Origin of the sequence: uncultured Kiloniella sp. (genome assembly GCF_937128705.1) — a bacterium.
Lineage (GTDB): Bacteria > Pseudomonadota > Alphaproteobacteria > Kiloniellales > Kiloniellaceae > Kiloniella.
In genome coordinates, this window is sequence record NZ_CAKZMP010000083.1 from 1 (window position 1) to 24,278 (window position 24,278).

A 24,278-nucleotide genomic window follows, 5' to 3' on the forward strand; every position below is an offset into this window, starting at 1 on the left:
AGTTACGCCATCCTGGAAAGGAGCGGGGTCACTGTATTTTAGACCAGAAATCTCAACAATCTTACGAATGAGAGAGTAGCCGTTTGAGTGAGGACCGCTTGATGCCAAGCCAAGAACAACGTCACCGTCTTTCACCAGATCACCGGTTAAGGCTTGCCCGCGTTCAACTGCGCCGACAGAAAAACCAGCTAGATCGTAATCATTATCGCTGTACATGCCCGGCATTTCAGCAGTTTCACCACCGATCAATGCACAGTTGGAAAGCACGCAACCTTCTGCAATACCTGCAATAATATCGCGCCCAGCTTCAACACTCAGTTTACCTGTCGCATAGTAATCGAGGAAAAAGAGAGGTTCACCGCCCTGCACAACAAGGTCATTTACACACATGGCAACCAGATCGATTCCCACCGTGTCGTGTTTGTTCGCTTCAATGGCAACTTTCAGTTTCGTCCCGACACCATCATTACAGGCAATGAGAAGAGGATCAGTGAAGCCAGCAGCTTTGGGGTCAAAGAAAGCGCCAAAGCCACCAAGACCAGCCATGGAGCCTGAACGAGCAGTTGATTTTGCAAGGGGTTTAATGGCTTCAACAAGCTCATTTCCCGCGTCGATATCAACTCCGGCATCCTTGTAGCTCAAGGAATCAGGATTATTAGGGATGGTACTTATGGTATCCTCCTGTAACTTCGAGTATTAATGTACTCAAGTGTCTGAACCTGATAATAATCCCGGATCATTTCTAGCCGGTTAATGACACCGAGCGATTATGACGAATACGGATGAGATAACAGTCTCATTGAATAGTCACAGTTCGAGGTTATTATCAGGTTCAGATACGACCTAATGCATTCGGTATTAGGCTCTGTAATTTGGGAAGATACTTAATCCGGGATGGTTTGCAATGCGGTTTCGCCGCTTTTTCTATAAGACAGCATTTCTAACAACCTTTTTTGGGCTCGTGACAGGGCTTTGGCATTCGTCTGCTTCGGCGGCGAACGAGGTTTATATTGTTCGTGATATACCCGTTGATGCAACGGCCAATTCAGTGATCGAGGCGAAAAAAAATGCGTTAAGCCAAGGTTATGAAAAGGCTTTTCGTGCTCTGGTTCATAAACTTGTGCCTGAACATGATCATGCAAAAGTTCCGAAATTGAATTCTAACGATGCGCTGAATTATGTGTTGGATATATCTTTATCTGCAGAAAAATCATCTTCTGTTCGATATATCGCAAATATGACGGTGCGGTTTAAAGAATCGCAGACTCGGGCGTTACTTCGTAATTCTGGTGCCGCAATCGCGGAAACAGTGAGCAAGCCGGTTTTGATTATCCCCATTGAAAAAAGAGCGGGGTCAAACCTGCTGTGGGAAGATAGCAATCAATGGCGAACAGCGTGGGGCGGTGTTGGTGCCAGTAATGGCCTGGTGCCGTTGACAATGCCATTGGGTGACCTTGACGATCTTTCTTTGGTGGATGCAAAGGGAGCGTTAGCTGGCAGCGAAGGTTTATGGAAACTGGCGGCAAAGTACGGCAGCAGTGATGTTTTTCTGTCTGTGGCAGAAATCAATAATGATGGTGCTACTGCGAAAGTGTCTGCTGTTCGTGTCGGTCGTTTTGGCGAAGGCAGACGTTATCAGCTGAATGTGAACAAATCAGAAGGCGAAACAACACAAAAAATGTTGCGGCGTGCCGCGAGATCACTTGATAATTCTCTTCAACATGATTGGAAACAGGCGAACCTGTTACAGTTTGGGGTTGAGCGATGGATACAGGTCGAAGTTCCAATATCAGGCTTGCAGGATTGGGTATTGGTAAATAACCGGTTAGAGGGGGTTCCGGCGATCAACAAAGTAAAAACCCGGTCTATTAACCGTACACAAGTGAATCTCGACGTTTATTTCGCTGGGGATGAAAGACAATTGTCTTTGGCTCTGGCGCAAAAGGATTTGGCACTTGTGCTGAACCAGCGAAGCATTTGGGAGCTGCAGATTTTAAATAGGCCAAAGGTCCAACAAGGCCTTACGCTTCCATCACAAATTAATCAGGATCTTCCGCCCGAAGAAACCGTTGTCGATGAGGTAATTGTTCCAGAACAAGAAATTAATCTTGGTTCCGAGGAAGAGGTTAATGAATGATTTAGCGTCTCTCTCTATGTAAGAGAAGCTAGATTATTGTGATCGGCAATAAACGATTGAGGGGAATAAAATGACGGCCGAACGTCAAATTAGATTCTGGCTTATTGGGCTGGTTGTTTTTCTATTATCTGTCTATGTGTTGCGCTCGGTTTTGCTGCCCTTTGTTGCGGGTATGGCAATCGCTTATTTTCTCGATCCAGTGTGTGACAAGCTCGAAGAGATGGGGTTGTCACGTGTTCTGGCCACGACGCTCGTCACGATTGCTTTTTTATTGATACTTATCGTTGCTCTCATTCTGCTTGTTCCTGCTTTGATTGGGCAGGCTGTTGACCTGGTCGAAAGCCTCCCGAAACTTGTCGAAGCAGTTCGGGGACAGATGAGCAAATTGCTGTTGATGATTGAAGATCGCGTTGATCCGACCAGTGTTGTTAATCTTAAAGAAGCTTTTGGGGACAGCCTGAAATCCGTAACACAGTGGCTTTCTCGTTTTGCTGGTAGTTTGATTGATGGTGGAGTTGCATTTGCCAATCTGGTTTCCTTACTGGTTATCACGCCTGTCGTGACCTTTTATTTACTTAGAGATTGGGACAAAATTGTCGCCAAAGTAGATAGCTGGTTGCCAAGATCACAATTGGAAACAATCCGTCGTTTAGCAAAAGAAGTTGATGAAACCTTGGCCGGATTTATTCGGGGGCAGGGCACTGTTTGCCTTGTGCTTGGCGGGTTTTATGCTGTTGGCCTCAGCCTGTCGGGGCTTAATTTTGGCCTTGTGCTGGGGATGGTGGCTGGTCTGCTTTCCTTTATTCCTTTTGTTGGGTCCATCATTGGTCTGATTTTGTCTGTCGGATTGGCCTTTTTCCAATTTGATAGCTGGGGGCCAATTGCGGTTGTTGCCGGGGTCTTTTTTGCCGGGCAAATTTTAGAAGGTAACATTTTGACCCCGAAACTTGTCGGAGAGAAAATAGGTTTGCACCCTGTATGGGTTATTTTCGGTTTACTAGCCGGGGGCGCTTTGTTTGGCTTTGTTGGCATGCTGTTGGCTTTGCCTGTTGCAGCCGTTATTGGCGTTGGTGTTCGTTTTGCCTTGAGCGAATATATGGACAGTCGTTATTATTATGGTATCAATCGCCCCAAGAATCTGCAGGATAAAGATTCGTAAATATTCAACCTAAATAACGAAGTAGTTAAACGGCTTACATCATAAATGGATAGTTCACAGCTGCCGCTAGATCTTGGTCATCGTCCAGCCCTTGGACGAGAAGATTTCCTTGTTGCACCCTGCAACGAGGTTGCGGTCGCGTGTGTTGATCAATGGCCGGAATGGCCGGGGCATGCACTGGCCTTTTATGGACCATCTGGTTGCGGGAAAACGCATCTTGCCCATGTTTGGCGAATGGAAAGTGCTGCTGTTTTTGTTACTGCCAAGGATTTATTAACGTCAGAACCAACCGAGCTTTTGAAAAAACAGGGTGGGTGTATTCTCGATGATATTCAGGAAGACTTGACGCAAGATGCTGAGCTACAGCGAAAGCTTTTTCATCTGTACAACTATGCTCGAGAAGAGGCGGGATATCTTCTTTTTACGGGGCGAGAGGCTCCGGCTCGGTGGGGTGTTTCCTTGCCTGATCTATCATCGCGGTTATCTGCTATTCCATCCTTTGAGATGGGGGCACCGGACGAGTTTTTGTTCGAAGCCTTGCTGGTAAAATTGTTTTATGATCGTCAGTTGACGATATCCAAAGAAGTTTTAAGGTTTTTGGTTCTGAGGTTGGATCGGTCGTTTCAGGCTGCGCGTGAGATTGTCTCCGTTCTTGATCAGGAATCTTTGGCTTCACAACGTGAGATAACAATACCCTTTATTAAGTCAGTTCTCGAAGCCTAGACCTTTGGTTATCAAGGGATGGTTTAAGACGTAAAGCAACAGTTTTTTGTGTGCCTTATTCTCCTGGAAAATAAATATGTTTCAATTTTGTATTTTCTTTTGTCATCTCTGCCCAGACGGTACTTGTGCTTTTGAGTATACCGTAACCAGCAGGGGGTAACCCCCCGTAAATTCGTTGAAAAGCTGTATCCTCAGAATTTGGCCCACTTATGTCGAACAAAAACTGACTAAGTCCCGGATTATGCCCGACAAGTACAATTGTCGTGTGCTGGTCAGATAATTCAATCAACGTTTTATATATAATCTGAGGAGCGGCGAGATAAAGTTCAGGAAAACTCTTCAGTTCGATACCGAGGTCTAATGTCTTTTTGATAACAGCAGAAGTTTCCATGGCCCTTACCGCTGATGAGGTAATGATAATCGATGGAGAAGCGTCGCTAATTTTTTTGCCTAGCCACCTGGCTTCGTTCAGTCCCTTCTCGGTAAGAGGTCGATCCCGATCTTGCTGGTTTTGCTTTGGATAGTGGGTTGTAGCGTGGCGTGCGAGATAAATTTTTTTCATATGACAACACAAGTATATTACGAGCTAGTTTTCTTTGGGCTATTGACTATACTACATAGATAGCCAGATATATTTTTTACTATTATTTTACAGTATTTACGTAGAATTCTTTTACCCACAATTCAGGAGACATTTATGACCGCTAAGGCAGCTCAACAAGAAAAAAGAGCAAATAACTCTCAACAAGAGGGTGAAGTATTGTCTATTGCGGCTGATTCTCCAAGCAGGTTTATAAACCGAGAGCTTTCCTGGATTGCCTTTAACGAACGGGTTCTCGAAGAGGCTGATAATCCATCTCACCCCTTACTTGAACGCCTAAGGTTCCTGTCGATCTCTTCAGGTAACCTGGATGAGTTCTATATGGTGCGTGTCGCTGGTCTGATGGGGCAGGTGAATGCGGGTGTTACCTCGCGCAGTCAGGACGGGCTAAGCCCTGATCAACAGCTGAAAGCAATCGATGCGCAAGCTGCAAAGCTGATGCACCGTCAGCAGCTTATCTGGTCTTCTATAAGGCAGGAATTAAGACAGGCAGATTTTGATCTTTTAAGTGTTGATGAGCTAACCGATCAGGATAAAGTCTGGCTGGAAGAATATTTTCAGGATCAGGTATTTCCCATCCTGACACCAATTGCGATTGATCCAGCACATCCTTTCCCCTTTGTTCCAAATCATGGATTTTGCATGGTCTTGGAACTGGAAGACGTGCAAGATGACAAATATATAAATGGCTTGATTGCGATGCCGCATCAGCTAAATCGTTTTATTCGGATACCGGGCGAACATCACCGCTTTATTCGTTTGGAACAAGTCATTCGCTTGCATCTGTCGCAGTTATTCCCGGGCTTTGATGTTATTAGTGTCGGGCATTTCAGGTTGCTCCGAGATAGTGATATCGAGATTGAGGAAGAGGCGGAAGATCTGGTCCGAGTTTTTGAAAGTGCGCTTAAACGCCGCCGTAGAGGAAGCTGTATACGTCTTTCTATTGACGCCAATATGTCGGAAAATTTACGCGCTTTTGTAACGCGGGAACTAGATGTTGATCCCGAGAGGATGTTTGTTCTTGAGGGGCTCTTGGGTCTTGTCGATACTAAGCGGCTTATTGTGAAAGATCGTCCGGATTTGGTTTTTCAACCCTATACACCGCGGTTTCCTGAACGTATTCGAGAATTCGGGGGTGATTGTTTTGCGGCAATCCGGGAAAAGGATTTACTGGTTCATCACCCCTATGAAAGTTTTGACGTTGTTGTTCAGTTCGTTCGTCAAGCAGCAAAAGATCCGGCTGTTGTGTCCATCAAGCAGACGCTTTATCGAACCAGTGAAGATTCTCCGATTGTTAAAGCCCTGATCGAGGCTGCGGAACGCGGGAAAACAGTGACGGCTCTGGTGGAATTGAAAGCGCGTTTTGACGAAGAGCGTAATATCCGTTGGGCCAGAAATATGGAACGCGCAGGCGTTCAGGTTATTTATGGATTTATTCAGCTTAAAACCCATGCGAAATTATCGCTGGTCGTCCGCCGTGAAGGTAAAAAGCTAAAGTCATACGTGCACTATGGAACAGGCAACTATCACCCCATAACAGCCAAGGTCTATACTGATCTTTCGTTCTTTAGTTCTGATCAGGCATTGTGCCGTGATACGGCAAAGCTTTTTAACTACATTACAGGCTATGCCAAACCGCTTCCGATGGAGAAAATTGACTATGCGCCGCTAACCTTCAGGGAAAGATTATTGCAGCATATTCAAAGAGAAATCGAATTGGCCAAAGAAGGTAAACCTGCCACGATTTGGGCCAAGATGAATGCCCTCGTGGACCGTCAGGTTATTGACCAGCTTTACAAAGCATCTCAGGCCGGGGTGTCTATCGAATTGGTCATCCGTGGTATCTGTTGTTTGCGCCCGGGGGTTCCGGGCTTGTCGGAAAACATTCGTGTTAAATCATTGGTTGGTCGCTATCTGGAACATGGGCGTATCGTTATCTTTGGCGATGGTCACACAATTCCATCCAGAAAAAACAAAGTCTTTATTTCATCAGCAGACTGGATGCCGCGAAACCTTGATCGGCGTGTTGAGAGTTTTGTGCCGATTGAAAATCCAACGGTTCATCAACAAGTGCTCGAACAGGTTATGATCGCGACATTAAATGACACGGCTCAATCTTGGGATTTACAAGCTGATGGTAGCTACATTCGAAAAGAAAGATGTGAGGAGAGCTTTTCTGCTCATAACTACTTTATGAACAATCCTTCTCTTTCTGGGCGCGGTACCTCATTAAAAGACAAACGGTCGACACCGAGATTGAAAAGGCTTCTCTAAGGGAGTCGCTTAAGACTGTTGAGGTGCTTTCATGTAAATTGAAGGTATTGGATATTAGTTTGGTGATGAGAATATTTCTGTTGGGGAGGAAATTTCCATGGACCGGTCTATGTTAATAATTGTTTCCGGTTCTCTCTGATTTTTTTTGCGACGAAGCTTGTAGTTAACTTGATAGGTTCCTGCTGGTAAAGGCAGGCTTCTGCTGTAATAAAATCCCCTTAGCCCTTGGACCGAGCTTTTCTCTATCTCGTCACTCCGCCGATATACATCACCGTCAGGTAAAAGTATTTTTAACTCTTCCATATCACCCTGTCGGATACCCCATAGGCTGACCCAAAAATAAAATTCTTTGCTATCAGCAGGGAAAAGATTGATTTCAACCTTCAGGGTATCAAGCTCTTCGTAATCAGGAAAATGATCAGAAAACCCAGTACGGAAAACGCCAGCATCTTTGTATCCAAGTTTGGCATTGGCCTCTGCTGACCAAAAAGAACGCCCTGTTGCCGCTTGATCGCAGCCCTCACGACCAGTCATGCCTGTAAAGGGATCAATATTTTGCCCTCTGTAGGAAAGATGAAAGTGTAAATGAGGAAAACTTGTTGACCCTGATAGGCCGACGAGACCCAGAAGAGATCCCTGAGAGACTTCTTGCCCGGGTTTTACGATCACACTGCCTTGGCGTAAATGACCATAGTGTGTGCGCCAACCATCGCCGTGGTTAATGACCACTGAGTTGCTTGGCTTTGGTGCCAGGCCTAGGGACGATTTGATTTCTTGTTGATTCAAGGCACGATCTGGAATCCCGTCCTTGATAATTTCAATTTTGCCCTTTGCAGCAGCGAGAACAGGGAAGCCGCTTTCTTTCCACTGTGGTGAGCTAACTCTTATATCTATGCCCTGATGCCCGTTATAGGTCAAAATACCACAGGTGTGGTCCAGAGCTTCGGGACCGGGATCGTAATCAAAGTAGTGTTGAATAAAGCAATCGCTATCAGTGTCACATGCTACGGGAAAGGCGAGCAAAGGTGCGGGCGGCTTTTGTGGTGCCGTTAACGCGGGGGGTGAGAATAGTAATGCTATTCCTGCGAATAGCGCACAGGAATAGATCGTACAGGTATGAAAAATACCTGTCGTAACAACCCTATTGCAGAGATAGAAATTAGCTCTCCGCAGTTTAGCCGAGATCCTCCACGACAAGCTTGCCATCCTTGATGCTAAGAGCAATGAGACCTTTTTTTAGACGTAACGCCTTGTCACCGAAGACTTCGCGGCGCCAGCCGGATAGTGCGCGGACTTTGGCATTATCATCTGCCGCAATTTTTTCCAGATCGCTGCTGTTGGCAATGAGTTTTTGTGCGACATCAAATTCATCACAGCATTGCTTGAGCAGAACTCTGAGCAGGTCGATGATTGCGGCAAGTCCATTGTTAGGGATATGGCGTTCTTTTGCTTTTGGACAGGCATCTTTAGGTAGATCCATCGCGATCTTAACTGCCGCAAGGATTTCCTTTCCAAGACGACCTTCGGCCATATCAACCGAGACACCGCGGGTTTTTGATAGTTCCTTGGCATTGTTTGGTCGGTTGGAAGCAATATCGTAAAGCTGTTCGTCTTTAACCACTCTGCCGCGCGGTGTATTGCGTCGTTGTGCTTCGCGTTCTCGCCATGCGCCCAGCTCTTTCAAGATAGCAAGATAGCGACGATCATTGGATCTCGTTTTTAATCTCAGCCAAGCCGTATCAGGATCCTGGCGATATGTTTCTGGATCTTCAAGTATGGCCATTTCTTCGGCGAGCCAGTGTTCACGACCATTTTTGTCAATCTGTGAACGTAATTTCGCATAGATATCGCGCAGGTGGGTTACATCTGAAATGGCATAGGATATCTGTTTGGGTGTCAAGGGTCGCTTGGACCAATCTGCAAAGCGGGCGGATTTATCAATATCTACGTTCAGAAGTTTTTTAGCGAGATTGTCATACCCAATCGAATCGCCAAATCCGCAAACCATGGCTGCCAGCTGTGTATCAAAGAGCGGCGCAGGAACTTCGTCCATGAGAAGGCAGAAGATTTCGAGATCCTGGCGTGCCGAGTGGAAAACTTTCAACACACTTTGATTTTTCATCAAATCAAAAAGTGGTGTGAGGTCAATGTCAGGCGCCAGTACATCAATAGCTGCATAGTTATGAGTATCAGCGACTTGGACAAGACAGAGTTTGGGCCAATAGGTCTGGTCCCGAAGGAACTCTGTATCTACGGTTACGACATCAGATTTAGCCAAGTCCTGGCAGAGATCTGATAGTTCTTTACTGGATGTAATCAATGTCATGACGCGACTATACGTGCCTGATCCCTGCTTAGAAAGATGAATATGGTTAATAAGCAAAAATGACTTTCTGATAGGGGGGATATCCGTATAATTTGCTGCTTGTGAAAATTATTTAGTCACTTTCTTCAAAGTTGAGGCGCAAAACCTTGACAAATTGCCAATCTGATGCCTTTTTCCAACGGAATAATTTATGATTTTGGCAGTGTGTAAAGTTTGAATTGAAATCGATAGCCTGCAAGGTTCGGTTTTAATCGCTCTACATAAAAATTGCTGGATCGAGATAGCTATAATACCAAAGGAAATACTATGCATCCTTATCGTTCCCATAACTGTGCTGAACTGCGCCTTTCTGATGAAGGTCAGCAGGTTCGCCTTTCTGGTTGGGTTCACCGTAAACGTGACCACGGTCAGCTTCTTTTTGTAGATCTACGCGATAGCTTTGGTATTACCCAGTGTGTCGTTGATGTTTCTAGCCCGCTTTTTGAAATGCTGGAAAATACACGTGTTGAATCTGTGATCACTGTGACAGGGGATGTGGTTACTCGTACGGCTGAGACGATCAACGGGGCTTTGCCGACAGGTGAGATCGAAGTCCGCGTTCGTGAGCTTGAAATCCAGTCCCGTGCAGAAGTGTTGCCATTACAGGTAAACTCTGACGAAGATGCTGGTGAAGACACACGTCTTCGCTACCGTTATCTGGATTTACGCCGTGAAAAGATGGTGAAGAAGCTGAAGCTTCGTTCAGGTGTAATTTCCTCTCTACGTCGTCGGATGATTGAACAGGACTTCATGGAAATCCAGACACCTATTCTAACGGCGTCCAGTCCTGAAGGTGCACGTGATTTCTTGGTTCCTAGCCGTATTCACCCTGGTAAATTCTACGCGCTGCCGCAAGCACCACAGATGTTTAAACAGCTGTTGATGGTCGGTGGTGTTGATCGTTATTTCCAGGTTGCTCCTTGTTTCCGTGATGAAGATAGTCGTGCTGATCGTTCCCCTGGCGAGTTTTATCAGCTCGATTTTGAAATGAGTTATGTGACTCAGGACGATGTATTTAATGCGATCGAACCTGTGCTTCACGGTGTGTTTGAAGAATTTGCCGAAGGACGCGAAGTTTCTCCTTATCCGTTTGTGCGTATCCCTTACGCAGAATCGATGGCCAAATATGGTTCAGATAAACCCGACCTTCGTAACCCAATTATCATCAATGACGTCACCGAAGCATTCCGTGGCTCAAGCTTTGGCATTTTTGCCCGTGCTATCGAAGGTGGTAACGTCGTTCGCGCAATTCCTGCGCCGGGGACTGCTGGAAACCCACGTAGCTTCTTTGACAAGTTCAATGACTGGGCACGTAAAGAAGGCGCCGCAGGTCTTGGTTATATCATCTATGATAAGGAAGGCGTTCCTAAGGGGCCTATTGCCAAGAACCTAGATGAAGATCGTCTGGCTCAGATCAAAGAAATTGCAGGCCTAGAGAATGGAGACGCAGTGTTCTTTGCTTGTGACAAAGAATTGGCTGCTGCCAAATTTGCGGGACATGTTCGTAATAAGCTGGGTACTGATCTTGATCTTCTGGACAAGAGCGTTTTCAAATTCTGCTGGATTGTTGACTTCCCAATGTTTGAGGCGGATGAAGATACAGGCAAAATTGACTTCAGCCATAACCCGTTCTCTATGCCTCAGGGGGGAATGGAAGCACTGGAAACACAAGATCCTCTGACCATTAACGCGTATCAGTACGACATCGTCTGTAACGGTATAGAGCTGTCTTCTGGTGCGATCCGTAACCACCGTCCTGATATCATGTATAAAGCTTTCGAAGTTGCTGGTTACAGCAACTCTGATGTGGAAGAGAGCTTTGGTGGTATGCTGTCAGCATTTAAGTTTGGTGCGCCGCCACACGGTGGTTCCGCACCAGGTGTTGACCGTATGGTGATGATGCTGGCTGATGAGCCAAACATTCGCGAAGTAATCGCTTTCCCGATGAACGGTAAGGCTGAAGATCCGCTTATGCAGGCTCCTGCTGAAGTTGATGAAGATCGTTTGCGCGAGTTGCACATCAAACTTGATCTGCCTTTGGAAGATACAGAAGAGAGTTAATTCTCTGACTATTGATCAGGGGGGAACCCGGATCAGGTAATAAGAATCGAATCGCCCTGCTGATCTAGGCAGGGCGATTTTGACTCGTAGCGGTTGTGTATTTGACAAGACAACCGCAGCTTGGAGTCGAAAATTAGATAAAATTTGATCTTTTTGGAGGTTTTCCTTGCACGGGGAAGCTAAATGACTCATGATTCTCAAAAGCTTATCGTTATTCCTGGGGGGAATATCATGCGAAAAATTCTTGTCGCTTCGACTCTTGCGCTCACCTTGAGCGGCTGTGCGTTACCTCCTGCTATTGGGGTTGCTTCCTTAGCAGTTGATGTTGCGAGCTACTTTTTTAGCGGGAAAACACTGACTGATCACGGTATCTCGGCCGTAGCACAACAGGATTGTGCCCTTATCCGCTTGATGGAAGGGGGTCTTTGTGATGAGTATGTTGACTTTGAAGTTGCAGATGCAACGCTTGCGCCGCTTTCTCCTGCGGATGAAATAGAGATCGCAGCTGTTTCTGATTTGGAAACATCAATTAGTTATTTTGCTGAAGACGCTCAACTTGGGGCGACTGACCCGACGGAAGTATCTGCTTATTCCAAAGAGATAGCAGCCATTGATGCGCAGACAGATCACTTAAAGGCAGCCAAGATCGTTGTTGATGATCAAGTCGCTGAAATATTTGATAATGCTGACTATCTTGCTGATGATCTAAAGCCAATGGAATTTGACGGCTAGATATATCGTCACACCATTCCAATACAAAAATGCCCTGAAAATTTTCAGGGCATTTTTGTATTGGAAATTTGAAGAGAGCTACGTAACTGAAAACTAGAGTGTTCTTTTTTCTATGTATTTAGGGCCGAGATGACAGGCGATCTGATTGCCTTTGTTTTGGTACATAGATTTATCAGCGAGGTGAAGTAATTGGTTGGGGTTTGTACCAGCTGTATATTTTTCATGCCCAACGCTAACGGATACAGGGATTTCGTGTTGGCCCCAGCGTACGATAAGCGTATTTAAAATTTTGTTGAGCTTGCCGATAATTGCAACGACCCTGTCCGGTGCTGTGTTGGGCATAAGGATCGCGAATTCATCCCCGCTTAAGCGTGCGATGTAATCGCTTTTCCGACAATGCTTTACCAGTGCCTTGGCGACTTCTTTCAGAACACAGTCACCAGCCATATGGCCATAAGAATCATTGATAGATTTAAAATGATTCATATCGCATATAACAAGGATGCCCTGGTCTCCGGTGCGTGTCGCGCGGTTTAGGGTGCGATCAAGTTCAACCTGGAAACCGCGACGATTAAGAAGGCTTGTCAATTCATCTGTAATCGAAAGGTTTTCTAAATAACGAATACGTTCATGCTGTTCGGACAGCGTCTGTTCTGCCAAGGCAGCGGCTTCTAATAATTCAATGATCTGTTTGTCTGATATTGGCTTGCTTTTACTGGGCTGGGTATAGGCTATCCGGCGTAGTCTAAACATAAGATTATCGCGGTCCGCCGATAGTTTTATATCGTCACTTTTCCCAAAAGCTGCAGGATATAAAGAGTCAGATCCGTTAAATGCATCCGTATAAGTCACACTCGCCACCATTTCCAATTAAAGATAACGAAGTAAATAAAGCAATTTATATGCCAGAATGCGTGTAACAACTAAGCCTCTGTTTTAAAGTCAGGAACATATTTTCATAAGCGTGTTTGTTAGGGTTGGTGCGTAATTTTTCCCATTAAAATTTACATAAAAGACTATGGGTGGGTAAAATGTGACTAGTTCAATTCTGATGCCCGATATTTTTTTATCGTTGAATATGCCTCAATCTTGCCTGAAATAGTGAGTACTTAGATAAAGGCTGCGTTTTTCTAGGCTTCTTAATTTATAGAAATGGATTTCCTTAATATGCGTAAATGGCAGAAAAAAATAATTTGTTTATCGGCTTCTGCTGCGGCGTTATTGTTTATTAATACCAGTATTGCAGAACAAAACTCTGTCGATTTACTTTTGCATAAAGCAACCTATGACCTACGTTTAAATAGTTCTCATCAAGGGGCTATAAACAGTATGGCGGGGCAAATAGAATATGATTTGACGACCGATTGCCGTGGATGGCTCATGACAAACGATCTTGAAATGAGTGTTGTTTATAGCACAGGTCAACGCATGGATATGGATCTCAATATCAATACCTGGGAAGCGTTAGATGGGCAGCGGTATCGTTTTACTGTGGTTCAAGATGGTAATCTGTCTGGTCAAAGCAGTTATATTGGCAAGTCTTCTCGTTCGGGTTCAGGGAAAACGGTTCTGGCTGAAATCACAGAACCTGAAAAACAAAATATTGAGTTGAAAGATGTTATTTACCCATCTGCTTTTTTAAAAGATATTATTCTCGCGGCTAAAGAGGGTGAAACTGCCTTAAACAGAGTTGTTTTTGATGGTACTGCTGAACTGGACGCCTTTAAGGCGTCTGCGATTATCTTGCCTAATGAAGGGTATGAAGCACCAGCTGAATTAAGAGGTAAGGTTTCATGGAAGGTCTTCCTCGCGTTTTATGAGGTGGGATCGAAAAGTACTCTGCCAATACAAGAACAAAAACTTACACTTTATGAGAATGGTGTCGTGACGTCTATTGATTTGGATTTTGGGGATTTCTCTGTAAAGGGGAAGCTCTCTGGACTTGAAATTCATGATTCTCCTCAATGTGGATAGTCCGAAGAAGTTTGCCTAAGAAAGGGGTGATGACGGATTATTTTTTAGTGTCGTGTCTTGAAACGCTTTGATAAGACCGACCTTTTTGAATGCTGTTTGTGCCCAGCTTATCGCGAACTTTATCTAGTGCGGTTTCTATTTTTTTGCGCTTTTCTTTTTCTGGATCAAGCAGGTCTTGTGGATCAGCAAGTTCCGCTGAGACAAGCTCACTCCCTCCGACACCGATTAAACGAAAGCGTTGTCCGTTACACTGTTCTTTTAACAGCGGTAATGTTGTTTGGTAAATTTCCTCGGCGAGTTGCGTCGGTGCAAAAGCTTTTCGACTGCGGGAGATCAGGCGGAAATCACCTGTTTTTAGTTTAAGGTTTATTGTGCTCGCCGCGAATTGTTTTTTCTTTAGACTGCTAGAAACATTTTCGCAAAGTCGCCAAAGAATGATAGAGAGTTCATCAAAGTCTTGAATATCATCGTTAAAGGTTGTTTCGTTTGAAATACTTTTCGTTGGGGATTTAGGGTTAACTGTTCTTCCATCTTCTCCCCGGATAAAATGGAACATTCTTTGCCCCATTTGTCCGTATTTTTTCATTAGTTCTTCTTCTGAATAGGGGAGAAGGTCTTTAATCTGTCTTAAGCCATCTTGGTGAAGTTGCCTTTCCAGGCTTTTGCCTACGCCCCAAATAAGCCTCACAGGCTGTTCTTTTAAAAACTCTTGTGTATTGCTAATCCCAAGCACTGAAAAACCGCGTGGTTTATCCAAATCAGATGCGATTTTCGCCATTGACTTGTTATAGCTTAAGCCGACAGAAGCCGTTATCCCGATATTTTCTTCGATGTTTTTGATAAGTTTAACGAGGGTGATAGCTGGGCAGTGTCCATGCAATTTCTCTGTCCCGGACAAGTCCAAAAACGCTTCATCAATGGAGAGTGGTTCGACCAAGGGGGTTAGGGCTTGCATCATGCCTCTAACTCTTAGACCTTCCTCTTTGTACTTGTACATGTTGGGTCTTACGACAACCGCATTGGGGCAAGCCTTGAGGGCTTTGAACATCGGCATCGCTGATTTGACACCATAAAGTCGAGCCAAATAACATGCTGTCGAGACCACACCTCTTTTTCCGCCGCCTATAATCACTGGTTTATCTTGTAGCGCCGGGTTGTCTCTTTTTTCCACACTGGCATAAAAGGCATCACAATCTATGTGAGCCATTGATAAAACGCTGAGTTCAGGGTGGCTGATCAGTCTGGGTGAGTGACAGTTGGCACACCGAATTGGCTTAGCCTGGGAAACTGGGGGTGTTTCGCGCCAATGAAAACAGTCTCTGCAAAGATCAGGCATGGGAATTCACGTTTATTTATTGTTCTTATTTTATACTCTTTATGTTCTTAGATTTGCAAGATTTTACAATTTAAAATCATTCATGACTCTCGACGTGTAAGGAGGTCTGTTTTTGCAGCTTATGGCTTAATTTTTTTTGAAATTCTAGAGAGTTAGTCAGCAAAAATATGCTTTTATCGTTAATTTTAACAATATTTCCGTTACCTTATGTTAACTAAAGTTGAGTAGTGTGGCATTCAAGGGTATTGTTTCAGTGAATATGGTTAACCACCTGAGACATTTAATGAAGCGCATTGGGCTCTCCATGTGTTTTTAGGAGGCATCGGCAGGAAACATCTATGCAGACGAACAAAGAAAAAACTGTTCTTGTTGTCGAAGATAACGAACTTAATATGAAGCTTTTCCACGATTTACTGGAAGCTCAGGGCTATAATATCCTCCAGTCAAAAGATGGAATGGAGGCGCTTTCAATAGCGCGAACTCACAAACCTGATTTAATTTTGATGGATATTCAGTTACCTGAAGTGTCCGGTCTGGAAGTGACTAAGTGGCTCAAGGAAGATGATAATCTTCGTGCTATACCCGTGATTGCCGTGACGGCGTTTGCCATGAAGGGGGACGAAGAAAAAATCAGGGAAGGCGGCTGTGAAGCTTATATTCCAAAGCCGATCTCTGTTACAAAGTTTTTAGAAACTGTAGAAAGATTCTTGAACTAGAACCTTCTCGTCAGTTTTTCTTATAATATTGAAAGAGTGCAGCATTCATGGCGGCAAGGATTCTGGTCGTAGACGATATACCTGCTAATGTCAGGCTTTTAGAAGCAAAGCTGATGGCAGAGTATTTCGAGGTGATAACTGCTTCTGATGGGCAATCCGCACTAGAAATCGCAGCGAAAGAAATGCCGGATATCATCCTGTTGGATGTAATGATGCCTGGCATGGACGGCTATGAAGTTTGTAGCCGTTTAAAAAGCGATCCTAAGACGCGTCACATACCCGTTGTTATGGTTACAGCCCTCAGTGAAGTAAGTGACCGTGTTCGTGGTCTTGAGGTTGGCGCAGACGACTTTTTGACAAAACCGCTTAATGATGTCGCGCTTTTTGCGCGTGTACGTTCTCTTGTTCGGCTCAAAATGATGACCGATGAGTTGCGCGTCCGCCAAGAAGCTTCTTCTCGGTTTGATTCTATCGGCTCTGGTGAATCAGATGAAGAAGAAGCCATTTCTAATGCCAATATATTGTTAGCGGAATCCAACGATTTAACCGCGAGTAAAATTATCAATTTTTTGACCGAACTTGACCACAATGTCGATCATTCCCGTCAATCACGTGAAGTGATCGAGTTTGGCCAAGAAAAGTCTTATGATCTTTTTATTGTGGCACTTGATCTTGGGGGGGAAGATGGCCTGAGGCTATGTTCTCAGCTACGTGCACACGAAGAAACGCGTCATGTACCAATCCTGTTGGTTTTGGAAGAGGAAAACCTGTCTCAGTTGGCTAAGGGCCTTGATATCGGTGTTACTGATTATCTGGTCAAGCCGATAGATCCAAACGAATTGCGTGCGCGTTGTAAAACCCAAATTAAGCGTCGCCGCTATCACGACCGCCTGACTGACATGCTCAAGAAAAGCGTTGCTATGGCGTACACAGATCCTCTGACAGGTGTGTTTAATAGACGCTATATGAACGCGCATTTGGATCGTGCAATTATGGAAATTGCAGAAACAGCCAAGCCTGTATCAACGCTTATGTTCGATATCGATCATTTTAAAAACGTGAACGACACCTATGGTCATGCGAGCGGAGATGAAGTTCTTAAAGTCCTGGCTAAACGGGTTACTGATGCCGTTCGTGATTTTGATATGCTCGCACGTTATGGCGGTGAAGAATTTGTTGTTATTATGCCGAGTGCTTCTTCTGAACAGGCATTTACCGTTGCTGAACGGCTTCGATCACGAGTCGGGGATAAACCTATTGAGGTGCCGGGATCTGCAGAACCATTGACAATCACGATCTCGGTTGGGGTCGCAACGACTTCGGACCCAATGGAAATGGCTGATAGTCTTTTGGCGCGCGCAGATACTGCCTTATATGATGCTAAATCTATGGGCCGTAACTGTGTCTGTATTGAGCATTCCAGTAAAAATACTCCGGCAGGGCATACGGTTACGATCTGAGTAAATGAAAGATTTGGTTGACCAAATTACCTATATATCAGACACAAAAAAGGCCGCATTATGCGGCCTTTTTATTTTAAGCTGTAAAAGCTTATTTCATTTTCGCTTCTTTGAAAATAACGTGCTTGCGCGCAACGGGATCGTATTTGCGTAGCTCGAGTTTTTCAGTAAGTGTGCGCGGGTTTTTCTTTGCTACATAAAAGTAGCCAGTGTCCGCGGTGCTTACCATGCGAATTAGTTGAGTAGCCGGCTTAGCCATAGCGAAATCCTCATCGCGCTTAAAATTACAAATATAACAGGGGCGAAACATAACGTTTTAAGCCCTGAAGTCAAGCCCTGTTCTAACATTTTCTTTGTTGCGAACAGTTTAGTGTCGAAACGAAATAGTTATTATGATCAGGAAGGCTAATTTACCAGCTCTGATGTTGTTGAGTTTGTATTGTTTTTTGCCATATTAAATAGCTTTGATGAGCTTATAAGAGACTTTGCAACCTCTAGATCGATTTCCATTGTCTCTGTCCTTTGGGGGCAAGAGGCTCTTATTTGTTCCAAGCTCTCACCTGCGGATGGGTTATCCGGTGCGTATTTCTGGATGTGATATGTCATTTCCAAGGTGCCTGATTGCAGGCGCTGAATAATGTCATCGGCAGAGCTGTAGTTTTCGTTTGTCGTACATACGTTGGGGATTATCCCGCGATCATGGATAGCGTAACCAGATGGAGCAAGGAACTTCGCCCAGGTCACTCTAAACTCGCCGCCATTGGGCAGCTCATTAATACTTTGGACAGTTCCCTTACCGTAGGAGTTACTACCAACCACCAGAGCTCTGCCGGAATCCTGAAGACCTGCGGCCAAAATTTCTGAAGAAGAGGCTGAATTTGCATTGATCAAAACGATGATTGGTTGCCCTTTGGCTATATCTCTACTCTTGGCCACGTCTAAGTCATGACTTTCAGGGTTTCGACCCTTAACCGAGGAAAGGGTGCCGCTTGATACAAAAAGGTCTGCTGAGGTGACTGAGGCGATCTTTATACCTCCGCCGTTATCTCTTAGATCCAGTATATAGCCCAATAGATTGTCCCCAATTTCTTTCTGGGCAGTTCTTACTTTTGTCAGAAGGTTTTGGGGAGTTTGTTTATTGAAGCTTGATATTTGAAGATAGGCTATATTCCCCATCCGTTTGTAGAACACGGTTTGAACGGCAATTTTTTTTCGTGTTATTTTGTAGATGAGGGGAGCTGTGCTGTTCGGGCGCTTAACAGTTAACTCAACTGTTGTATTTTTTGGGCCCTTCATCAGCTTTGTTATTTCATTTTCAGGGAGTGGGATAATGTCTGTTCCATCAACCTTGATGATAATATCGTCTTCTTGAAGGCCAACGGCCAAAGCTGGTGTGTTTTCCATAACAGACACAATACGCGCGCCGGTCTTTTCTTTGACGTAACGGATTCCAATACCAGAGAAACCATTTCGATTGTCACGATAAGCAAGCGCTTTGTCAGGATTTGAGTAGCGGGAAAATTTATCTAACTCACCAGCAACACCGTCAAAAATAGCTTGGTGAATTTGTTCGCCAGTCGCACGTCTTAGGGGTGATGAAAATCTCGAGGCTTCTGAAATAACTGATGCAGTCAATCGCGCCCAAGCTTTATGATCGATCGTAGAAGGATAGCTATGCCGGGAAATAGCTTCCCCTGAATAGGTAAAAGTAAGAGAGCTACCGGCATCGATGATATCTATCTCAGGGTCCAGAGTTGCCAGGTTATCCATTGCAGCAAGAGCCAGTCTTGAGGCGTCTATTTCTTCGATATAATAATGAACAATATGCTCGAAAGCATCCGCGTACAAAGCAGTGGCCGTTTTTTGCTCAAACTCTGCATTTTCGGGGTAATTATGAGCGTAGTTGCGGTTTAGATTTGGCGTTCCGCATGCAGAAAGGAAAAACAACAGGAATACAGAAAGTATCCTTGATGTCAGGTTAGCATTGAGAAGGTAAAGATGCGGCTGAAAACGTGTAGGCATCTACCTCGTCTCCTCTTTCATGATTACAAAACACGGGCTTACGGCTCGGAAGATACATTAAGAGCATATTTTTAATTAGATCAAGTTGTAAGAGGGGAATTTCTTGAATCTTTATAGCCGGTGACTACCTTCGCCTGTTCTTTTTTGGTGACCGTTTAGAACTTGTACCTATTTTGTCGCGTCTTCGACTATTCTGTTTGTAAGGCTTAGGCTTTAGTGGGGATGTTTCTTCATCACCATCCCCCTCAACAATGCGAAGTGCTATGCCGCCTGTAATAGGGTTTGATTCAAAGATACGAACCATAACACTATCGCCCAAGTGGAATTCACGTCCCCAACGCCGGCCCGTCAGGCTGTGGTTTTTTTCATCGTGGATATAGTAATCATCGGGCAGGTAGGACATGGGGACCAGTCCATCCGCGCCAGTTTCATCCAGTGTGATGAAGAGGCCTGCACGATGCACACCGTTGATCTTTCCGGGATAGATCGTTCCTATTTTCTTCGAGAAGAATGAAGCTGTGAATCTATTGACAGAATCGCGCTCAGCAGCTGCAGAGCGCCGTTCTGTTGCCGAGATATGTTCAGCAATATCATTAAACTTCGTTGTTTCTGCGCTCGTCAGCCCATCGTTACCAAGATTCAGACCTTTGATGAGTGCGCGATGAACCATGAGATCAGAATAGCGCCGTATGGGAGACGTAAAGTGCGCATATCTCGTCAGGGCCAAACCAAAATGACCAAGATTTGTTGCGTCGTATCTGGCCTGACTTTGGGCCCTGAGTATAAGCTCGTTAACTAACTTTGCTTCTGGTAAGTCAGAAGCCCGTTCCAAAATCTGTGTCAGGACTTTAGGGCGAATAACTTGCCCCTTGGCGAATTTAATCCCCATGCCATGTAGGCTATCTGCAAGACCTTCTATCTTAACAGGATCAGGAGATTCGTGAACCCGATACATGCATGGTAGTTGTTTGCTTTCGAGTTCGATTGCTGCGGCGACATTTGCCATAATCATAAACTCTTCGATAAGTTTATGACTATCAAGCCTTTCGCGTTTTACGATTTCTGTAACTTCACCGGATTCGTCCATAACGACTTGGAATTCTGGGATTTCGAGTTCCAATGTTCCCCGTTTATGGCGGGCTTTGAGCATCGTGTCATAAGCACCTTTTAGTGGCTTTAACACTGGATCAAGCAGATCAGATGTTTTGTCACTTGGATGACCGTTAAGGGCTTCTTGAACTTCTTCGTAGGTCAGTCGAGCTTGCGAGCGAATTAAAGCCCGGACAAATTTATGCTTTCTGAGTTCGCCTTCTGCATCAATCCACATATGAACCGCCATTGAAGGTCGATCTTCATTGGGTTTCAGCGAACACCATCCGTTGGAAAGTGCTTCGGGAAGCATAGGAACAACCCGATCTGCAAAGTATGTTGAATTACCCCGTGTTTGGGCTTCATCATCCAGCGGGCTTCCTGCCCTAACGTAATGGGCTACATCAGCAATGGCGACAATAATATGCCAACCACCTTCATTATCGGGATCAGGTTCTGCCCAGACGGCGTCGTCAAAATCGCGCGCATCAGCGCCATCTATCGTGACAAGGGCTAAGTCACGAAGATCAGTTCTTTTCCCCAAAGTGGTTTGTTTCGCTGCGGCGGCTTCTTCCAAAGCTTCTTCAGGGAATTGGTTGGGAATATTACGTTCGTGGATTGCGACTAGACTGAGTGCGCGCGAACTGTCAATGCCGCCAAGAACCTCGACAACTTTTACTTCTTTAAGCCCTTTACGAGAGCGTCCTTTGCGAATTTCACAGAGTACTAGCTCGCCGTGTTTTGCCGTTTTGGCATGATCGGGATTTAGGATGAAATCCTTCTTTGCCTTTTTATCGACGGGGCGAACGAAGCCACCTTCTTCCGTAATCTGGTAGATGCCGAGTATCTTAAGAGGGGCAGCTTCTAGTTTTCTAATAGGGATGCCCTGATAGCTTTTATTATCAAGTCGTTTGAGTTTGGCGAGAACACGGTCGCCAACCACAAGGTCGAATTTACTTTTGCGGTCTGGCAAAACGTAAATCATCGGTGCGGGGTGATCTTCTTCCCACGAGGCAGGAACTGCGATGAGTTCGCCGTCGCTATCTATACGTGTTAGCTCGATGACCTGAACAGGGGGCAAGCGACCGTCGATATTATTTTTGCGTTGTTTTGCACCGCGTCCGAAATGCCCTTCGTCCTTTAGCTCTTTCAAAAGCTGTTTCAAGGGGATTTTGTCGTTGCCACGCAAATTAAAAGCACGGGCAATCTCGCGTTTTCCAACAGAAGTTGGAGATTGCTCAATAAAGTCTAAAACCGCTTCCTTTGTTGGAAAGGGCGGGGATTTTCGATCAGAGGTCACGCCCTTTTTTCCTAACTCTTATTTTTCAGTTTTTACGGTCTTTTTTGCAGGATTGTAATGATCTGTCAACTGTCCATTTACAGAAATAACTTTTACATCATAAATTCCATTATCAGATAGCATCTTTTCTGCAATCTCTCTTCCTGTTAGGTTAGAAGATATAGGTGTCCCGGAATATTTTTTAAATTTTGACCTTAGGCGGTTTTGAACAAACCAGCTTAGGCCCATCGCAGCCAATATGGCTAAATACATTGGATTCATTTCGTTTTAATTTAGTGGTGAAAGTACAAAAAGTAATTCATAGCCTTATTTAGTTAGTTTTATTATCAGTATTGTTAGTGCTATAAGGAACACTACTATGGTAATTTTATTCATCGTATGCATTTGTTTTACAAATACTCCCTCTCCTTCGTCTTTTTTTAAAGTTAGGTAACCATATATTTTTTTTAGTATTTCCATCTATAGGTACTTTTTTAAATCGTCTCCTATATCAGTTCGGAAATGCTTTTTGTCAAAATCAATTCCCTTTACTTGGCTATAACTCTCAGCAAGAGCGTTTTCCATGGTGTTTCCAAAACACGTAGCTGCAAGTACTCTACCTCCGCTGGTTATTAATTCATTGTCGGCTCTCTTTGTTCCTGCGTGAAATAATGTCTCACTTTCTGTACCAAGATTTATTGCTTTCCCCTTTTCATAAGATTCAGGATATCCGCCAGACACAGCAAATACCGTTGTTGCATAATCTGACTTAGTTTTTGCTGTTCTATTTGATAAAGAGTTATTTTTTGCATCAGTAACCAATTGTGATAGTGATTCGTCCAGCCTTGGTATTACAACCTCAGTTTCAGGGTCTCCCATTCTTACGTTATATTCTATTACAAATGGATTGTCATTCACTACAATTAATCCGAAGAACACAAAACCTCTAAAATTTAAGCTCTGTTTTTTAAGTCCTTTTATAGTCGGTTCTACAACTTTTTTAATTGTTTTGGCTCTTAGTTCATCAGTATAAAATGGAACTGGTGATACTGCTCCCATCCCACCAGTATTCAATCCTACATCTCCTTCTCCTATTCTTTTGTAGTCTTTAGCTTCAGGTAATAACACGTAGTTTTCACCATCGGTTAATGCAAATACACTAAACTCTATACCATCTAAAAATTCTTCAATGACTACTGTAGAAGATGCAGCACCGAACTTCTCCTCTACCAACATATTCTTCAGTTCGGACTTAGCTTCTTCTAAATCATTTAGAATTAACACGCCTTTACCTGCTGCTAGTCCGTCTGCTTTCAATACATACGGGGCATTTAAACTTTCTAAAAACTGGTATCCTTCTTCTACGTTACTCTTTGTAAATGATTTATACGCCGCAGTAGGGATATTCTCCTGTGCCATAAATTCCTTTGCAAAGGCTTTACTACTTTCTAGTTGGCCAGCATGCTTGTCAGGAGAAAATACATAGATATGCTTACTATCATCGTGACTCTCAAAATAATCCCTAACTCCGTTAGCAATGGCATCTTCTGAACCAGGAAGTATTGTATCAATATCATTAGAAACGCAATAGTCTTTCAATTTAGCAAAATCTGTGTACTTGATGTCCACGTTAGTGCCGCAAAGTTCTGTACCGCCATTTCCTGGGGCAGTGAAAATGTTTTCTTTGCCTATTTCGCTTTTTAGTTTCCAAGCTATTGCGTGCTCTCTAGCACCAGATCCAAGTATTAATATTCGCATTGTTTCTTGTATGGTTCAAAGATAAATATGGTTACATTTGAACCTCGTTTTTTAGGCAAAATATATAAACATATTTGACCTGCTTTATGATGATAACTATGAAGTTTAGATTAAATGGAGACTCATCATTTTAAGTTGCTTATCAAACGAATATATTTAAAGACAAGTGTTATTGGCACAATTTTAGACCATAGATAGAAAAAAGAAACAAATGATTAATTCATTAGTAAGTGGAATCTCAAAGCTTTTTGGGAATAAAGCAGATAAAGATGTTAAAGGCATAGAGCCATACGTTGGTAAAATCAACGCTGAATATGTTAAGTTACAGGGTTTAACTAATGACCAGTTAAGAGGTAAAACAGTAGAGTTTAAAAATCGTGTAAATGACTATCTGTCAGAGATAGATCAGCAGATTGCTGACTTAAAGTCTGAAATAGAAAAAGCTGTTGAATTAGCAAAAGCTATTCAAAAAATAATTATTGGTCAAGAAAACATGATTAATTTATTGTTTTATAATAATTAATTATTGATAAACAATAAATTATAGTATATATTCTAAATATAGTTATAGATAATTACAGAGGTATCATAA

General features: G+C 43.9%; 22 protein-coding genes. 10 read left to right on the plus strand and 12 right to left on the minus strand.

The genetic code is table 11. From position 1 onward, the window contains the following. Positions 1-642: phosphoribosylformylglycinamidine cyclo-ligase (gene purM / locus Q0241_RS04990; protein WP_299374044.1), on the minus strand; the 642-nt coding region annotated here is incomplete at its 3' end. Between the two features lie 262 nt (positions 643-904). On the opposite strand from purM, the gene Q0241_RS04995 reads away from it, so the two are divergent. From Q0241_RS04995 to Q0241_RS05005, 3 genes are all read left to right on the plus strand, one after another. Beyond that, complete coding sequence (locus tag Q0241_RS04995; RefSeq protein ID WP_299374047.1) at positions 905-2,137, plus strand: DUF2066 domain-containing protein; 1,233 nt, start codon at positions 905-907, stop codon at positions 2,135-2,137. A gap of 70 nt (positions 2,138-2,207) precedes the next feature. Next, positions 2,208-3,296, plus strand: a complete 1,089-nt coding sequence (locus tag Q0241_RS05000) for an AI-2E family transporter (protein WP_299374050.1) — start codon at positions 2,208-2,210, stop codon at positions 3,294-3,296. Positions 3,297-3,341: 45 nt separating this feature from the next. Further along, entirely contained in the window at positions 3,342-4,019 is a 678-nt protein-coding gene (locus tag Q0241_RS05005; RefSeq protein ID WP_299374053.1) for a DnaA/Hda family protein, read from the plus strand. A gap of 55 nt (positions 4,020-4,074) precedes the next feature. Here Q0241_RS05005 and Q0241_RS05010 read toward each other — a convergent pair whose 3' ends face one another. After that, a complete protein-coding gene (locus tag Q0241_RS05010; RefSeq protein ID WP_299374057.1) occupies positions 4,075-4,581 on the minus strand; it encodes a histidine phosphatase family protein in 507 nt (168 codons plus the stop codon). 135 nt (positions 4,582-4,716) lie between these two features. Between Q0241_RS05010 and Q0241_RS05015 the strand changes: the two genes are divergently transcribed. Then, positions 4,717-6,894: an RNA degradosome polyphosphate kinase gene (locus tag Q0241_RS05015; protein ID WP_299374060.1), complete on the plus strand. Its 2,178-nt coding sequence runs from the start codon at positions 4,717-4,719 to the stop codon at positions 6,892-6,894. A gap of 54 nt (positions 6,895-6,948) precedes the next feature. Here Q0241_RS05015 and Q0241_RS05020 read toward each other — a convergent pair whose 3' ends face one another. Both Q0241_RS05020 and rnd read right to left on the minus strand, forming a co-directional pair. Next, complete coding sequence (locus Q0241_RS05020; RefSeq protein WP_299374063.1) at positions 6,949-8,091, minus strand: M23 family metallopeptidase; 1,143 nt, start codon at positions 8,089-8,091, stop codon at positions 6,949-6,951. Continuing rightward, positions 8,069-9,220 carry a ribonuclease D gene (rnd, locus tag Q0241_RS05025; RefSeq protein ID WP_299374066.1) on the minus strand — a complete coding sequence of 384 codons (1,152 nt, stop codon included), beginning with the start codon at positions 9,218-9,220 and terminating at the stop codon, positions 8,069-8,071. Before rnd ends, Q0241_RS05020 begins: the two co-directional genes overlap by 23 nt. A 306-nt stretch (positions 9,221-9,526) precedes the next feature. Between rnd and aspS the strand changes: the two genes are divergently transcribed. Continuing rightward, entirely contained in the window at positions 9,527-11,320 is a 1,794-nt protein-coding gene (gene aspS / locus Q0241_RS05030) for an aspartate--tRNA ligase (protein ID WP_299374069.1), read from the plus strand. Between the two features lie 183 nt (positions 11,321-11,503). Beyond that, entirely contained in the window at positions 11,504-12,052 is a 549-nt protein-coding gene (locus Q0241_RS05035) for a hypothetical protein (RefSeq protein ID WP_299374072.1), read from the plus strand. 93 nt (positions 12,053-12,145) lie between these two features. Here Q0241_RS05035 and Q0241_RS05040 read toward each other — a convergent pair whose 3' ends face one another. Then, positions 12,146-12,904, minus strand: a complete 759-nt coding sequence (locus tag Q0241_RS05040) for a GGDEF domain-containing protein (protein WP_299374075.1) — start codon at positions 12,902-12,904, stop codon at positions 12,146-12,148. A 315-nt stretch (positions 12,905-13,219) separates the two neighbouring features. Here Q0241_RS05040 and Q0241_RS05045 point away from each other — a divergent pair, with 315 nt between their 5' ends. Beyond that, positions 13,220-14,026, plus strand: a complete 807-nt coding sequence (locus Q0241_RS05045) for a DUF1849 family protein (protein ID WP_299374078.1) — start codon at positions 13,220-13,222, stop codon at positions 14,024-14,026. A gap of 37 nt (positions 14,027-14,063) precedes the next feature. Here Q0241_RS05045 and Q0241_RS05050 read toward each other — a convergent pair whose 3' ends face one another. Beyond that, the gene (locus tag Q0241_RS05050; protein ID WP_299374081.1) at positions 14,064-15,362 is read right to left on the minus strand and encodes a DNA polymerase IV; all 1,299 of its coding nucleotides are present in this window, start codon (positions 15,360-15,362) and stop codon (positions 14,064-14,066) included. A gap of 338 nt (positions 15,363-15,700) precedes the next feature. Here Q0241_RS05050 and Q0241_RS05055 point away from each other — a divergent pair, with 338 nt between their 5' ends. Together Q0241_RS05055 and Q0241_RS05060 are read left to right on the plus strand one after the other, a co-directional pair. Next, on the plus strand, positions 15,701-16,078 hold the full coding sequence (locus Q0241_RS05055) for a response regulator (protein WP_046507735.1): 378 nt from the start codon (positions 15,701-15,703) through the stop codon (positions 16,076-16,078). Positions 16,079-16,125: 47 nt separating this feature from the next. Continuing rightward, a complete protein-coding gene (locus tag Q0241_RS05060) occupies positions 16,126-17,538 on the plus strand; it encodes a PleD family two-component system response regulator (RefSeq protein ID WP_299374089.1) in 1,413 nt (470 codons plus the stop codon). Between the two features lie 91 nt (positions 17,539-17,629). On the opposite strand, the gene rpmG is transcribed toward Q0241_RS05060, so the two are convergent. From rpmG to purD, 6 genes are all read right to left on the minus strand, one after another. Next, the gene (rpmG, locus tag Q0241_RS05065) at positions 17,630-17,797 is read right to left on the minus strand and encodes a 50S ribosomal protein L33 (RefSeq protein WP_046507740.1); all 168 of its coding nucleotides are present in this window, start codon (positions 17,795-17,797) and stop codon (positions 17,630-17,632) included. 146 nt (positions 17,798-17,943) lie between these two features. Next, positions 17,944-19,560: a S41 family peptidase gene (locus tag Q0241_RS05070; protein WP_299374094.1), complete on the minus strand. Its 1,617-nt coding sequence runs from the start codon at positions 19,558-19,560 to the stop codon at positions 17,944-17,946. A 124-nt stretch (positions 19,561-19,684) separates the two neighbouring features. Next, the gene (gene rnr / locus Q0241_RS05075; RefSeq protein WP_299374097.1) at positions 19,685-21,949 is read right to left on the minus strand and encodes a ribonuclease R; all 2,265 of its coding nucleotides are present in this window, start codon (positions 21,947-21,949) and stop codon (positions 19,685-19,687) included. 18 nt (positions 21,950-21,967) lie between these two features. Next, positions 21,968-22,201 carry a zinc metallopeptidase gene (locus tag Q0241_RS05080; RefSeq protein ID WP_299374100.1) on the minus strand — a complete coding sequence of 78 codons (234 nt, stop codon included), beginning with the start codon at positions 22,199-22,201 and terminating at the stop codon, positions 21,968-21,970. Between the two features lie 54 nt (positions 22,202-22,255). Beyond that, positions 22,256-22,408 carry a DUF6728 family protein gene (locus tag Q0241_RS22535; RefSeq protein ID WP_366941149.1) on the minus strand — a complete coding sequence of 51 codons (153 nt, stop codon included), beginning with the start codon at positions 22,406-22,408 and terminating at the stop codon, positions 22,256-22,258. After that, positions 22,409-23,686 carry a phosphoribosylamine--glycine ligase gene (purD, locus tag Q0241_RS05085; RefSeq protein ID WP_299374104.1) on the minus strand — a complete coding sequence of 426 codons (1,278 nt, stop codon included), beginning with the start codon at positions 23,684-23,686 and terminating at the stop codon, positions 22,409-22,411. It lies immediately after the preceding gene. A 211-nt stretch (positions 23,687-23,897) separates the two neighbouring features. Here purD and Q0241_RS05090 point away from each other — a divergent pair, with 211 nt between their 5' ends. Next, on the plus strand, positions 23,898-24,209 hold the full coding sequence (locus Q0241_RS05090; protein ID WP_299374107.1) for a hypothetical protein: 312 nt from the start codon (positions 23,898-23,900) through the stop codon (positions 24,207-24,209). Positions 24,210-24,278: the final 69 nt, after the last annotated feature.

Excerpts from the sequence above, each read along its gene's own strand:
- Q0241_RS05070 (WP_299374094.1), bottom strand. The coding sequence starts at position 19,560 with ATGCCTACACGTTTTCAGCCGCATCTTTACCTTCTCAATGCTAACCTG.
- Q0241_RS05055 (WP_046507735.1), top strand. The coding sequence starts at position 15,701 with ATGCAGACGAACAAAGAAAAAACTGTTCTTGTTGTCGAAGATAACGAA.
- Q0241_RS05080 (WP_299374100.1), bottom strand. The coding sequence starts at position 22,201 with ATGTATTTAGCCATATTGGCTGCGATGGGCCTAAGCTGGTTTGTTCAA.
- aspS (WP_299374069.1), top strand. The coding sequence starts at position 9,527 with ATGCATCCTTATCGTTCCCATAACTGTGCTGAACTGCGCCTTTCTGAT.
- Q0241_RS05010 (WP_299374057.1), bottom strand. The coding sequence starts at position 4,581 with ATGAAAAAAATTTATCTCGCACGCCACGCTACAACCCACTATCCAAAG.
- Q0241_RS05045 (WP_299374078.1), top strand. The coding sequence starts at position 13,220 with ATGCGTAAATGGCAGAAAAAAATAATTTGTTTATCGGCTTCTGCTGCG.
- Q0241_RS05015 (WP_299374060.1), top strand. The coding sequence starts at position 4,717 with ATGACCGCTAAGGCAGCTCAACAAGAAAAAAGAGCAAATAACTCTCAA.
- purD (WP_299374104.1), bottom strand. The coding sequence starts at position 23,686 with ATGCGAATATTAATACTTGGATCTGGTGCTAGAGAGCACGCAATAGCT.
- Q0241_RS05000 (WP_299374050.1), top strand. The coding sequence starts at position 2,208 with ATGACGGCCGAACGTCAAATTAGATTCTGGCTTATTGGGCTGGTTGTT.
- rnd (WP_299374066.1), bottom strand. The coding sequence starts at position 9,220 with ATGACATTGATTACATCCAGTAAAGAACTATCAGATCTCTGCCAGGAC.
- Q0241_RS05035 (WP_299374072.1), top strand. The coding sequence starts at position 11,504 with ATGACTCATGATTCTCAAAAGCTTATCGTTATTCCTGGGGGGAATATC.
- Q0241_RS05090 (WP_299374107.1), top strand. The coding sequence starts at position 23,898 with ATGATTAATTCATTAGTAAGTGGAATCTCAAAGCTTTTTGGGAATAAA.
- Q0241_RS05005 (WP_299374053.1), top strand. The coding sequence starts at position 3,342 with ATGGATAGTTCACAGCTGCCGCTAGATCTTGGTCATCGTCCAGCCCTT.
- Q0241_RS05050 (WP_299374081.1), bottom strand. The coding sequence starts at position 15,362 with ATGCCTGATCTTTGCAGAGACTGTTTTCATTGGCGCGAAACACCCCCA.
- rpmG (WP_046507740.1), bottom strand. The coding sequence starts at position 17,797 with ATGGCTAAGCCGGCTACTCAACTAATTCGCATGGTAAGCACCGCGGAC.
- Q0241_RS04995 (WP_299374047.1), top strand. The coding sequence starts at position 905 with ATGCGGTTTCGCCGCTTTTTCTATAAGACAGCATTTCTAACAACCTTT.
- Q0241_RS05060 (WP_299374089.1), top strand. The coding sequence starts at position 16,126 with ATGGCGGCAAGGATTCTGGTCGTAGACGATATACCTGCTAATGTCAGG.
- Q0241_RS22535 (WP_366941149.1), bottom strand. The coding sequence starts at position 22,408 with ATGGAAATACTAAAAAAAATATATGGTTACCTAACTTTAAAAAAAGAC.